Source organism: Salinispora tropica CNB-440, assembly GCF_000016425.1.
GTDB classification, from domain to species: Bacteria; Actinomycetota; Actinomycetes; order Mycobacteriales; family Micromonosporaceae; genus Micromonospora; species Micromonospora tropica.
This window is the reverse complement of the sequence record NC_009380.1, coordinates 2,460,406-2,472,552: the sequence shown is the minus strand read 5'-3', so window position 1 is coordinate 2,472,552 and position 12,147 is coordinate 2,460,406. Positions and strand designations below refer to the sequence as shown.

At 65.9% G+C, this 12,147-nt stretch carries 12 protein-coding genes; 8 read left to right on the top strand and 4 right to left on the bottom strand.

Going from position 1 to position 12,147, the window contains the following annotated elements; all coding sequences use genetic code 11:
• The first annotated feature begins 150 nt into the window (after window positions 1-150).
• From STROP_RS10985 to STROP_RS10975, 3 genes are read left to right on the top strand one after another with little or no spacing between them, the layout of a single operon-like run.
• On the top strand, window positions 151-978 hold the full coding sequence (locus STROP_RS10985; protein WP_011906065.1) for a gamma-glutamyl-gamma-aminobutyrate hydrolase family protein: 828 nt from the start codon (window positions 151-153) through the stop codon (window positions 976-978).
• Window positions 908-1,354, top strand: a complete 447-nt coding sequence (locus STROP_RS10980; protein ID WP_011906064.1) for a carboxymuconolactone decarboxylase family protein — start codon at window positions 908-910, stop codon at window positions 1,352-1,354. The genes STROP_RS10985 and STROP_RS10980 overlap by 71 nt, the downstream gene beginning before the upstream one ends.
• A 44-nt stretch (window positions 1,355-1,398) precedes the next feature.
• Window positions 1,399-2,064 (top strand): sulfotransferase family protein, encoded by a 666-nt coding sequence (locus STROP_RS10975; protein ID WP_011906063.1) that lies wholly within the window; start codon window positions 1,399-1,401, stop codon window positions 2,062-2,064.
• Between the two features lie 52 nt (window positions 2,065-2,116).
• Here STROP_RS10975 and STROP_RS10970 read toward each other — a convergent pair whose 3' ends face one another.
• Both STROP_RS10970 and STROP_RS10965 read right to left on the bottom strand, forming a co-directional pair.
• Window positions 2,117-3,550: an NDP-hexose 2,3-dehydratase family protein gene (locus tag STROP_RS10970; protein WP_011906062.1), complete on the bottom strand. Its 1,434-nt coding sequence runs from the start codon at window positions 3,548-3,550 to the stop codon at window positions 2,117-2,119.
• A 247-nt stretch (window positions 3,551-3,797) separates the two neighbouring features.
• Window positions 3,798-4,643 (bottom strand): helix-turn-helix domain-containing protein, encoded by an 846-nt coding sequence (locus tag STROP_RS10965; protein WP_011906061.1) that lies wholly within the window; start codon window positions 4,641-4,643, stop codon window positions 3,798-3,800.
• Between the two features lie 745 nt (window positions 4,644-5,388).
• Here STROP_RS10965 and STROP_RS10960 point away from each other — a divergent pair.
• The 5 genes from STROP_RS10960 (at window position 5,389) to STROP_RS10940 (ending at window position 9,662) form a co-directional block, all read left to right on the top strand.
• Window positions 5,389-6,225: an AfsR/SARP family transcriptional regulator gene (locus STROP_RS10960; protein WP_011906059.1), complete on the top strand. Its 837-nt coding sequence runs from the start codon at window positions 5,389-5,391 to the stop codon at window positions 6,223-6,225.
• Window positions 6,226-6,473: 248 nt separating this feature from the next.
• On the top strand, window positions 6,474-7,250 hold the full coding sequence (locus STROP_RS10955; RefSeq protein WP_011906058.1) for an alpha/beta fold hydrolase: 777 nt from the start codon (window positions 6,474-6,476) through the stop codon (window positions 7,248-7,250).
• Window positions 7,251-7,385: 135 nt separating this feature from the next.
• Window positions 7,386-7,910, top strand: coding sequence for a VOC family protein (locus STROP_RS10950; RefSeq protein WP_020678894.1), 525 nt, complete (start codon window positions 7,386-7,388; stop codon window positions 7,908-7,910).
• The gene (locus STROP_RS10945) at window positions 7,885-8,835 is read left to right on the top strand and encodes an ABC transporter ATP-binding protein (RefSeq protein WP_011906056.1); all 951 of its coding nucleotides are present in this window, start codon (window positions 7,885-7,887) and stop codon (window positions 8,833-8,835) included. Before STROP_RS10950 ends, STROP_RS10945 begins: the two co-directional genes overlap by 26 nt.
• On the top strand, window positions 8,832-9,662 hold the full coding sequence (locus tag STROP_RS10940; protein WP_011906055.1) for an ABC transporter permease: 831 nt from the start codon (window positions 8,832-8,834) through the stop codon (window positions 9,660-9,662). The genes STROP_RS10945 and STROP_RS10940 overlap by 4 nt, the downstream gene beginning before the upstream one ends.
• A 159-nt stretch (window positions 9,663-9,821) precedes the next feature.
• Here the strand turns inward: STROP_RS10940 and STROP_RS10935 are convergent, their stop codons facing one another.
• Together STROP_RS10935 and STROP_RS10930 are read right to left on the bottom strand one after the other, a co-directional pair.
• Window positions 9,822-10,307 (bottom strand): iron chaperone, encoded by a 486-nt coding sequence (locus tag STROP_RS10935; protein ID WP_011906054.1) that lies wholly within the window; start codon window positions 10,305-10,307, stop codon window positions 9,822-9,824.
• A gap of 227 nt (window positions 10,308-10,534) precedes the next feature.
• On the bottom strand, window positions 10,535-12,109 hold the full coding sequence (locus tag STROP_RS10930) for a DHA2 family efflux MFS transporter permease subunit (protein ID WP_011906053.1): 1,575 nt from the start codon (window positions 12,107-12,109) through the stop codon (window positions 10,535-10,537).
• Window positions 12,110-12,147 lie beyond the last annotated feature (38 nt).

Here is a 12,147-nt window from a genome sequence, read left to right as displayed (position 1 = left end):
GCACCGTTATAGGTTCACCCAGTGGTCGTTGAATAGTCCGACGCGTACGAAATCGACCACACCACCCTTGCAGCATGTCAACTGTCCCGCCGCCGATCTGTGGGGCGAACTGCCCCGGACGGTGCGGTCCTCGGAAAATGGTGGGTGCGCATGAGCTCAACGTGGAACGAATTCGAGGCACGGCCAGTGATTGGAATCTGCGCACGAACGGCCCCGGTGACGGTGCAGGGGCTCGACATGACAGTCAGCCTGGCGCTGCAGGCCCACGTGGACATGCTCGCCACCGCAGGGTGCACCCCCCTGTTGGTTCCACTGCTGCCGGGTGCCGAGGACCTCGTGCCACGACTCGACGGCCTCCTGCTGCCCGGGGGGCCAGACCTGGACCCGGAGTTGTACGGGCAGCCCCAACACTCCAGGACCTGGTGCGGCAGCACCGCCGCGGACCGGGTTGAACTGACCCTGCTCCGGGCAGCGCTTGACGCCGGCCGGCCGGTCCTGGCCATCTGCCGCGGGATGCAGGTGCTCAACGTGTTGTCGGGAGGGACGCTGCACCAGCACCTGCCCGAGGTCGTCGACCATGATGGCCACTGCCCCCAGACCGCGACCTTCACCCTCGGCTGGAACCGGCTCAACCTCCAGCCTGGCAGCCTCGCCGCCGCTGCCTACGGCACCGATGTCCCGACTGTCGCCTGCCACCACCACCAGGGTGTCGACCGGGTTGGTGCGGGTCTCTCCGTGACCGCCCGGGCATCGGACGGGGTCATTGAGGCGATCGAGGCGACCGGGCACCCGTTCGTGCTCGGGGTGCAGTGGGAGGCCGGGCAGGACTCCGACTCGCGACTGCACCGCGCGCTCGCCGACGCCGCCGGACGTACGAGACAACGACCCTCAACCCCGGGAGAATCTGATGGCATCGCGGATGAACAACCCGTCTCTGGTCGTACCCGACGCGCTGCCGCCCCTACTCGAACTGGGTAAGGTGATCAACCAGGTCGGCGTGCCGGTCCGGACGCTCGATCTGGTACGGATGCGGGTCAGCCAGCTCAATGGCCGAGTCTGGATCCTGCCGGCCGAGCCAGAGGCCGCAGCCCGGATCGACAACCGCTTGTCCACCGTTGCTGACTGGCGCGAGGCCGACTGTTTCACCGATGCCGAACGGGCGGCTCTGGCGCTCGCCGAGACCGCCGCCCGCCTCGGTGACCGGGTGGATCCGGTGCCGGACGATGTCTGGGGCGAGGCCGCTCGGCACTACACCGAGCCAGAGTTGAGCGCATTGATCATGCATGTCGGGCTAGTAAACCTCTGGAACTGCATCAATGTATCCACTCGGCAGGACCCAGCGGACTGGCGCTAGCTCCGGGTCAATCCAACACCAGCACCGGCAGAAGGGGTTCACACATGTTACGGCTCATCAATACCGGCCTGGGCAGGACTGGCACCACATCACTGAAGGTGGCGTTGGAGCGCCTCGGCTACGGACCCTGCTATCACATGTTTGACATCGTCAACGACTCGGACCGGCTCCAGCAGTGGGAAGAAGTCGTCTGCGACGGACAGCGGCCCGACTGGAAGATGCTGTTCGACGGCTTCACCTCCGTCGTGGATGGGCCCAGCGCTGTCTACCACAAGGACATCACCCAGACGTTCCCCGAGGCGAAGGTGATTCTGACTATTCGGGACAGTGAGGAATGGTACCGAAGCACGTACGACACGCTGTACCAGTTCGCCGTGCGGAACCGCGAAAATCCGCCGGAACCCGGCTCCATGCCGGCCCGGATGTACCGATTCGTGAACACCATGGTCTGGGATGGCCTCTTCGGCGGACGCTTCGCCGACAAGGGCTACGCCATTGATGTGTTCCGTCGGCACAACGAGGAGGTCGCCAACTCCGTAGCCCCCGGCAACCTGCTCACTTATGACGTACGGCAGGGATGGCAGCCGCTGTGCGCGTTCCTCGGGGTCCCGGTGCCGGCGGAGGACTTCCCACACGCCAACGATGGCGAGTCGATGCGCCGGGTCATCCGGGACGTCGGCGGCGGGGCCGCTGGCGCCGCGACCAACTGAGCCGTTCGCCGAGTTCGGCGAGAAGCCGGGATCGGGCCGAGGGCCACCTCCATCACGTGCGCGCCGCGGGGTAGCGGCCCGCGGCGTGCCCCACCCACGAGTCCTGGCCGATTTCGGCTGCCCGGGTCTGCAGGATTGCCAGCAAGGTCCGGGCCTGGACGTTGACATAGCGGCTGTGCCCGGCAAGCCAGCTGAGCTGGCCCGGAGTGACCCAGTGGTAGCCGGGCGGCGCCTCGGTCGGCGTCGCCGCCTCATCGGTGGCGACCACGAGGTAACGACTCTCGGCATTCCGGAACCGACCGCCCTCCTCGGAATGCGTCGCCGCGTACCGGACCCGTTCCGGGGGTGCTTCCAGCATCAGGTCAAGAAACGGGGGGCGCTGTGCCGCTGACGCCTGGGTGTAGTTCGCTGGGACGCACTGCACGGTCGGCGCCAGCTCCACGGTGTCGAGGAAGCCGCCCTCCACCCGCGCGTGCACGAGAACGTGTGGGACACCGGCGAAGGTCCGGTACGCGAAGCCCACCACGCCCGGGGCCACCGGCTCGATCAACGGCTGGCTCCAGCTTGAAACCTCCCGGTTCGCGCCCTCAACAGCGACCGCCAACACCCGGAAGTACCGCTGATCCGGACGGTAGATGCGGTGCTCGTCGCGGCACCAGCCAGCAACCTGCGCCAACGGGATGCGGTGGGCCCGCACCTCGTGGCTGGCCCGTTGACCGGTAAACCAGGACGCCACATCCGCGTCGGAGCGGATGGCGCCGTGCTCGGGATACGCCAGCGGAGCGCTCGCCAGCACCGTCCGCGAGTCCATGTTGACCACATTGTCCTGCTGGAGGAGGCGACCCAGCTGACCGAGCGTAAGCCAGCGGAAGCGCTCGTCAGCCGGAACCTCACCTGTTATCTCGACGATCATGTTGCGATTGCGCTTGCGGTAGAACCAGGCACCGTGCTCGGACTGCAGGACATCGGTGAGTACCCCGCCCGGGGGTGGATCAAGGAAGTGTTCCAGGTACTTCACCGCCGTCCCGCCGTGGGCCTTCGTGTAGTTACTCCTGGTGGCCTGCACGGTGGGCGACAGCTGCACCAGGTTGGGGTTGCCCGGCTCTACCTTCGCCTGCATGAGGAAGTGCAGTGTTCCGTCGAACTCCTTCGCCAGGATGCCGAGGATGCCGATCTCCGTTTGCACGATGATCGGCTGCTGCCACTCCATGCCCACGTCCGGTCGGACGACGTGCAGGCCCTCCACCGTGAAGAACCGTCCACTGCGGTGTCGCAGGTTGCCGGATCCCGCCCGGAACGACCAACCGTCCAAATCCGCGAACGGGATCTGTCGCACTCGAGTCCGGCAGGCTAGCCGCTCGGCGGCGAGCCAGTCCGGCACATCGGACGTCGCGATCCCGGCGCCCTCGGTAGCGACGGCCGAACGCGCGAGCCGTTCGGTGAGCGTGCTGCCGGAACGCGGTTGGAGCAGTACGGCTGAGGTCACGGTCAATCACCACTTCCTAGGGCGGGAGCCGTTGCGGGGTCGCCGGGGGCGCCGCATGCGGCGTGGTCGGCGTCAGTCCGAAAGCGCCCCGGCACCGGTCACGCCATGGTGCTTAGGGACCGCCCCGACGGGCATCCCCGACGTTGCCCCGGCCACGGTGCTGTCGGGACCGCCGACACGATGGGGACCGCGTTCAACCGCACTGGTGACGTCAGTCGAACAGGCTGACCTTCGGCGAATCCACGGGTCAGGGCACCGTTCGCGCCAGCCCCGTCAGCGCCGGCTGGCGGGGCAGGGTCGAGGGGCGCGCGAGCTGCGTCTGCCGTGCCGTGGTGGCCGGGCACCCGCCGGTCGCGGGCGCTGGCAGGGGCGTGAGTTCCGGTAACGCGAGCAGGACAGGTGGGTCGGTCGCCCGTCGACGGCGCAGGCGAACCGCGGCACTGGTCACACCGTCCGCGGCGACCGCCACCAAGGGGTGCATGCCGATCAGTGCGGTGCGGCGGCGGGCTTCGGGGCCGACGCCGTCGGCCACCGCCACCGCGTGCACGAACCAGGTGCCGTCGGGCACGTGCGGCAGGTGGTAGCAGGACGGACGGCCTCCCGGCACGTCGACGACCATCGCCGCAACTGCGCGGTGCTGCACGATTCGGGTCGGGAACGCACCCAGGTACACCTGGGCGTTACCGTGCCCTGCCGGCAGGCTGATCGTGCCGGCGATCGCCCCCGAGCCGGCGCGGTGGGCCGGCGGTAGGCCGGACAGCTCCGGCGCACCGGTGGGCGCAAGGCGACGAAACCGGCCGGGTGAGATCCCGACACTGGATGTGAAGCAGTTACTGAAGGAGCCGAGACTGCTGTACCCCACCAGCACGGAGACGTCCGTTATCCGCAGCGGGGTCTCGAGGAGAAGGCGCTTGGCGTGATAGATACGAATTGCGGCCAGGAAACGACCAGGAGTGATTCCGGTTGAATTACGAAAAAGTCGGGCGAAATAGAACCGGCTGAGGCCAGCACTGTCCGCAATCTCGGTCAGCGTCAGCGGCCTGTCGTAACGCTCCCAGAGATACTCGATCGCCCGTTCGACTGCATCGTCCATGCGCACCTCACTGCATCGTCGCGACCATCAGGGTGGCCGACCCTCGTCGCAATCAACTCGAGCAGCACTGGGGGCTGATCCGAACCGGCGATCACCGAAGGCGAAGGGACAGCAGAACTCTCGTGTTGCGGGCGATATACCGGCCCGAAACAGACCATGACCCCTACGACCGCAACCGGCTGGAGCCGAGGCGGTCAACCATTCTGGACGGCCGCAACATCCCAAGTGACGCGAAAGCCTGCTTCGAGCCGTCAAACGGTACTTACATCTGTGACGACACCGTCACCCAGAGCGCAAGTCGACAAGAAACAAGTAGTCCGGCGCCCGCCTTGAGCCGCTCCATGCATACGACAACCGACCCTACCGGTAGGTAGATCAACTGCCTCCAGAACCCATGACGAAACCGATTAAACCTCCGCCGAGCCCTACAAACACTCTTCCCACCTGTAACAGACAAATCTACCTTACAAGCAACCAGTTAATCACCAGTTCCCTGGACCGCTGGATCATGGCACAATATTACGCAATTACCTGCTACACCCAGTGACTGGATCGATGGGGGGAGAAACATCGAACACCCGGCCGCGCCCACCTTTCGGCGCTCCTGAATCGTTTTCAGCCCGGCAAGCAACCGACCGGACTCACTTCATCAAACAATTCGGCTCCATTTCTATATCAACTCCAAGCCTGTCGCCATGCCAGCACGAAAGGCTCATGTTGATATCCGTTACACGGAGGAGATCGGGTGGAAAGGGACCAGACACTTTTACGCTTCGGGCTGCTCGGCCCACTCTCGCTTCACTTTCGTCGCACGCCGGTGGAGACCAGCGCACCCAAACAACGTCAGGTGCTCGCCCTACTCGCATTGAACGTCGGACGCGTCGTCACCGTGCCGATGCTCATCGAGGAACTGTGGGGAGACCGTCCACCACGAAGCCACGCCACAACCTTGCAGACATACATTTTGCAGCTGCGAAACGCACTCGCGACGGCCGGGTACGGCAGTCCGGAAGCTCGGCAGATAATCGGCACCCGCCACAACGGCTATCTACTCGAGGGCGTCGCGTGCAAAACAGACGTCGAAGTCTACAACCGGCACCTTGCCGCCGGTCGCACCGCGGCCGAGGCAGGCGACCAGCACCGCGCCTCGCAGGAGTTCAGCCACGCACTCCAGGTCTGGCGCGGTTCAGCCTTAGTTGATGTCCGATTGGGCCCGATTCTGGAAATCGAGGCGGCATCACTGGAGGAGAGCCGACTCTGCGCGCTGGAACGCCGAATCGAAGCAGACCTGGCCCTGGGCCGGCACTCCGACCTGCTGGCCGAACTAACGCTTGTCACCGCACGGAACCCGATGAACGAAAACCTGTGCGCACTACGAATGATGGCCATGTACCGTGCCGGTCACGTTGGGCGCTCACTTCAGGCATACCATCGTCTCCGTTCTATCCTGAACGAAGAGCTCGGTGTCGAACCGGGACCACGGGTACAGCGACTCCTGGCAGCCATCCTCGCGGGCGATCCGGGACTGGAGGAGGCGTCACCGCTGTCGCCTCCCAACCAATTCACTGTGCGCCATCCCTGACCCGGTCGGACTGCCAGAACGGCACTTCCTCACCCTTACGGAGTCCACCTCCGCCGATCTTCATCCCACGCCGGGCAGCCCGGGCGGACCTCCCTACGACGCAATCGCGTGAGCACAGTTACGAGAAGAGTTAAGGCTGCCCACCGGCGTGGGAAGTTCGGCGACCCGACCAAGGCCCGAGGGGAGGTCAACCAACTGTCCGGAAATTGACTACAAACACATTCGTGGACAACACCGAGGAGATTTCGATGCGAAAGGTTGTTTCGCGAGATGGCACCACAATCGCCTATCAGCGGGCCGGGGAGGGCCCACCGGTCGTACTCCTGAACGGCGCCTTCCGCGATCACACGATTTTCGACGCGCTCGTCCCAGAGCTGACCGCACACTGCACCACCTACGTCTACGACCGCCGGGGACGGGGGCAGAGCGGAGATTCCCCCCGGTACGCCATCGAACGCGAGATTGAGGACCTAGCCGTCGTGATCGAGGAGGCGGGTGGCCAGGCGGTGGTGTTCGCCGGGTCGTGCGGTGCGAACCTCGCGCTGGAGGCGGCCCTGGCGGGTACCCCGATCACCAGACTGGCCCTGCACGAACCGTACTTCCGGGTCGGTGACCACCCGCGGCCGCCCCTCGACGCCGCCGACCGACTTCGCGCGCTGGTCGCCGCCGACCAACGGGGCGCGGCTGCGGAGTACTTCCTGAACGTGCTGATGGGCCTGCCGCCAGCGGCAATTGCCCAGTGGCGGCAGGGCCCGCTCTGGGCAACGAACGAGGCGAATGCGCACACGCTCGCCTATGACGCCACTCTGTGTGGTGACTACACCCTCCCGGTCGACCGACTGGCCGCCCTGCGGACTCCCGCGCTGGTCGTCAACAGCGACGGCACCAGCGACTGGCTGCGGGACGCGGCCCAGGCGACGGCAGCGGCGCTGCCGAACGCCTCGGGAAGAGAGCTGCCCGGTTCCTGGCACCGGATCGAGATGGAGACGCTTGGCCGGGTCCTGGTCGAGTTCGCCACGACCTGATACGTACCCACCGCTCTCGAAAGGAGCTGTCAGATGAGCACGCGCGAACCGGAGGCGGCTGACCTGCCGGTGGACCACCATTCGCCCCAGGTTCATCAGGAATCAAGAAGCGCCCGGAGAGCTGCCGTTCATAGCATGAATCACATGGGAGTCAGGGTTGCGCAGCGCTTCGTCGCCGTGGACGACCATGAACGTGCGCTCGCCTTCTACCGAGACGTTCTCGGCCTTGAGGTCCGCCAGGACCACACATTCGAGGGATTGCGCTGGGTGGCCCTCGGTTCGTCTGGGCAGCCCGACGCCGACATCGTTCTGCAGTCCCTGGTCGTCTACCCGGAGACCTCGCCCGCTGACCAGCAGGCCCTGGCGGAGCTCCTTGCGAAGGGCCTGTTGCCCGGTCTGGTGTTCCGCACCGAGGACTGTGACGCAACCTTCGCGCACCTTCGCGCCGGGGGCGCAACGGTGGTGCAAGAGCCGACCGACCAGCCCTGGGGCGTCCGGGACTGCGCCTTCCGCGACCCGGCCGGCAACGCGCTCCGGTTCTCCCAGTTCCGCCGCCCGAGAGGAGACACCAGCGACGGTGGCGGCTCCGCGGAACCTCACTTTCACAACCATCGGCCTCTTCAGGACGGAACGGATGATCGAAGCCAAGAACCTGACTAAGCGCTACGGCGACAAGGTCGCCGTGAAGGATCTGTCCTTCACGGTCGGGCCCGGCAAGGTAACCGGGTTCCTCGGCCCCAACGGCGCCGGCAAGTCGACGACCATGCGCCTGCTGCTCGGTCTCGACCATCCGGATCGCGGCACCGCCACCATCGACGGTAGGCGATACCGGGAGCTGACCACCCCACTCGCCGTGGTTGGCGCACTGTTGGAGGCCAAAGCCGTGCACCCGGGTCGGACCGCCTACAACCATCTGCTCTGCCTGGCCCAATCGCAGGGCATCGGCAAGAAGCGGGTTTACGAGGTACTCGACCTGGTCGGGCTACGCGAGGTGGCGCACAAGCGGGCCGGCGGCTTCTCCCTCGGCATGGGGCAACGGCTCGGGCTGGCCGCCGCCCTGCTCGGTGATCCAGCCGTACTGGTGCTAGACGAACCGGTCAACGGGCTTGACCCGGAGGGCATCCTCTGGGTTCGCACCTTCATGCGGCAGTTGGCGGCCGAGGGTCGAACCGTCTTCGTCTCCAGCCACCTGATGAACGAGATGGCAGTGACGGCCGAACACCTCATCATCATCGGCCGCGGCAGCCTGATCGCGGACTGCCCAACCCAGGAATTCATCGAGCGGGGCAAGAAGCAGACGGTGCTCGTCCGCAGCCCGAACGCCGACGAGCTGGCCGAAGCCATCGCACGGGCCGGCGGCACGGTGACCCGCAGCGACGACGGCGAACTAAGCGTTGAGGACCTGGACGCGACAAGGATCGGTGAGATCGCGTCGGCCGGTGGACACGTTCTCCACGAGGTGGTCCCGCAACGCGGCACCCTGGAGGAGGCGTTCATGGCGCTGACCCGGGAGAGCGTGGAGTACGCCGGCACCGGCTCAACCCGAGATGCCGACGCCCCGAAGCCCGGAGGGGATGCCCAATGACCGCGACCGCCGCCCGTCCCACCGCCACCACGGTGGCCAGCCGCGCCAGCTTCGGTGGGCTGCTGCGCTCAGAGTGGACAAAGCTCCGATCGGTCCGGTCGACCGGCTGGTCGCTCGGACTACTCGCGTTGTTGTACCCAGCCTTTACCGCGCTGCTCGTCGGACTGACTGTCTCCGCCTGGGACCAGACCGCTGAGAGTGACCGCGCCCTGATTGTCAACGACCCGACCGCCGTCATCCTCGGCAGCGGCTTCCTGATCAGCCAACCAGCCATCTGCGTGCTGGGAGTCATGGTCATCGCCTCTGAGTACTCCACGGGCATGATCCGGGCCAGCCTGCTGGCGAAGCCCCGCCGGCTGTCCATGCTCGCCGCCAAGGGTGTGGTGCTGAGCCTGGTGGTCCTGGCAGTAAGCCTGGTGGCGGCGTTCGTCTCGTTCTTCATCGGCGCGGCGATGCTGAGCGAGAAGGTTGAGGCCTCCCTCGGCGATCCCGGTGCGCTACGAGCAGTGGTGGGTACGGGCCTCTACCTGGCCATGCTCAGCCTCTTCTCCCTCGCCATCGGTGCCATCGTCCGGCGCACCGCAGCCGGAATCACCAGCGTGATCATGTTTGTGCTGGTGCTCGCTCCCCTGGTACAGCTCCTGCCCGGCAAGTTCGGTGAGTACGCCCACGCCTACCTGCCGACCGAGGCTGGAATCCTGATCGGCCAGGCCACCCAGCATGAGGGAGATCTCCTCACGCCCTGGCAGGGTTTCGGGGTGTTCGGCCTCTGGACCGCCGCTCTGCTGGCGCTCGCGGCCTTCCTCCTGAACCGCCGGGACGCCTGATCACTCGTCCCGCCTCGGGCGCTCCCCATCGCCCGAGGCGGGACGATGACCCGTGGTGCCGGCGGCGGGACAATGGCCAGTAGCGCCTGGGGGTCAACAGCCGAACGGCCCCGGCCGAGCGAATGCCTTCACCCGGGCGGGGCCGCGGCAGGTCCCACCTCAGCCCAGGGCAGTGCGCAGGAGCTTCTTGATCGCCACCTCGGCCTTGTCGGTCAGCTCTGCCAGAGCGAACGATGTCGCCCACAGGCCGCGCTCCTCGTCGAGTTTTGCCTCCGGGGCAAACCCGAACGTCGAGTAACGCTGCTTGTCTCCCTGTCCGCTACGGAAGAAACAGACCACCTTTCCACCCCGGGCGTAGGCAGGCTGGCCGTACCACAGCTTTGGTGCGAGCTCCGGGGCGGTCTCGGTAATGATGGCGTGCAGGCGTTCGGCGATGGCGCGGTCCGGCTGCGCCATGACGCTGATCTTCGCGAGGACGTCCCTCTCGTCGGCCGCCGCCTTGTTCGCGCTCTTGCTGCGGCGAGCCTCCGACTTCAACTCCGCCGCCCGGTCCTTGATGGCGGCGCGCTCGACCTCGGAGAAACCTTCCTCCTGGGAAGCCTTGGCCTGCTTACTGTCCTTACCAGGTTTCGACGTAACGCTCACGTACGCACTGCTCCTCTTGTCCGTCCTGCTGTCAACGTGCTTCTCAAGCTAACCGCCGACCGGGGGAAGCGCCTTCTCGATTCCGAATCAATCCATCATCAGCGTGGTGCCTATCGTGGGCCGCTGACGCATCTCCCCTCCCGTGGAAGCGGAGACGATTCACATCGCAAGCCGACCCCGACCGCGACCGTCCGGGGCAGGCCGAGTCCCACGACGTAGGCCCGGACCTACTGATCTTGGGAGTCACGAAAGCTCCGGATGAGGATCACCAGGATGATCAGGGCCACCAGGGCGGCGAAACCCAGGCTGAGCTGCATACCCCGCACAAATGTACGGTCTGCGACCGTTCGGATCGTCGTCACTTGGTCGGACTCGGGATGGTCGACTGGTCGACCAGGCCCGACTACCGCCTCAAAAGCGTTGGGGTTGGTGTCGTCGACGATTTGCTCGACAACAGCAGCCCGCTCGTCGCGGTCGGGAATGGTCCTGGACAGGTCGCCGTCCAAGGCGATGCCGACCCACACCGAGACGATCGTTCCGAGAACCGCGTAGCCGGCGGTTGATCCAAGACCTCGTTGGGTGGCCACGATGCCCGAGGCCATACCCGCCCGCTCCACCGGCACCGAATTCAACGCCAGCCCCTGCACCGGCGGGATGATCAGAGAGAGCCCGGCACCCAGGAGCAGGAAACCCAGCACGACGGCGACGACACTGTGCGCCACCCCGACCACCATGACGGCCAGTCCGACGACGAGCAGAACCTGGCCGGCGAGGGCCGGCAGGCGGGCACCACGGCGGGCAGCGATGAAGCCAGCCACCGGGGAGAACGCCACCGACGCGAGGGAGGACGGCAAGATGAGCAGACCAGCCTCGATCGGGGAGTAGAGCCGGACGTTCTGAAAGTACTGGGTGACGATCAACAACGCGCCATACACCGTGAACATACCGAAAAATATGGCCATGTTCCCCAGCCGGTAGGCGCGGCTGGCGAAGAGCCGCAGATCCATCATCGGTGACCGGCTGCGAAGTTCACGGACAATGAAGGCAGCGAGACCAACGGCGAAGGCGACGAACGTCGCAAGTATTGTCGGCGATCCCCAGCCCAGGTCATGGCCATCGATAACAGTAAAGGTAAAGGCACCGACTGTGATCACAAACAGCAGCTGACCAGGCAGGTCGACGACACGACGGGTGGACTCACGGGACTCGGCCACGTACCGAAGGGTGAGCCCGACCGCCAGCACCGCGACCGGAACGTTGACAAAGAAGACCAATCGCCAGCTCGCGGTCTCGGTCAGAATTCCACCGAGTGGCGGGCCGAGCGCCAGACCAACATCGGCGACCGCCGCAAAGAGCCCGAGGGCGAAAAAGCGCTGCCGTTTGTGCGGAAAGGTCGCCGAGACCAGGGCCAGTGCGGAGACGGTGATGACGGCGGAGGCCACTCCCTGCACTCCCCGCGCCACCAGCATGACCGCGAAGGTGGAGGTTACGCCAGAGATCACCGAGGCGACGATGAAGACCACAACCGCGCTCAGGTACAGTCGCCGTCGCCCGAACCGGTCAGCCACGGTGGCGGCGGGCATGATGGCGATGGCCATTCCCATGCTGTAGGAGGCGACGATCCACTGCAGCCCGGACTCCCCCAAGCCGTAGAAGGCCTGAATTCGGGGTAGTGCCACGTTCGCCACCAGCACGTCGTGCAAGGTGATGAAGACACCAAGACCAGCAGCGACGATTGTCCACTTCTGGGCCCGCGTCCATGAGCGATTCTCGCCCGTCGCGGTGTCAGCCCCAGCACCCACAACGTCACGGTAGGCGGATCATCGACGACCCGTGGGTG

Coding starts and splice junctions, on each gene's coding strand:
- STROP_RS10985 (WP_011906065.1), top strand. CDS start 151: ATGAGCTCAACGTGGAACGAATTCGAGGCACGGCCAGTGATTGGAATC.
- STROP_RS10980 (WP_011906064.1), top strand. CDS start 908: ATGGCATCGCGGATGAACAACCCGTCTCTGGTCGTACCCGACGCGCTG.
- STROP_RS10975 (WP_011906063.1), top strand. CDS start 1,399: ATGTTACGGCTCATCAATACCGGCCTGGGCAGGACTGGCACCACATCA.
- STROP_RS10965 (WP_011906061.1), bottom strand. CDS start 4,643: ATGGACGATGCAGTCGAACGGGCGATCGAGTATCTCTGGGAGCGTTAC.
- STROP_RS10955 (WP_011906058.1), top strand. CDS start 6,474: ATGCGAAAGGTTGTTTCGCGAGATGGCACCACAATCGCCTATCAGCGG.
- STROP_RS10950 (WP_020678894.1), top strand. CDS start 7,386: ATGAATCACATGGGAGTCAGGGTTGCGCAGCGCTTCGTCGCCGTGGAC.
- STROP_RS10945 (WP_011906056.1), top strand. CDS start 7,885: ATGATCGAAGCCAAGAACCTGACTAAGCGCTACGGCGACAAGGTCGCC.
- STROP_RS10940 (WP_011906055.1), top strand. CDS start 8,832: ATGACCGCGACCGCCGCCCGTCCCACCGCCACCACGGTGGCCAGCCGC.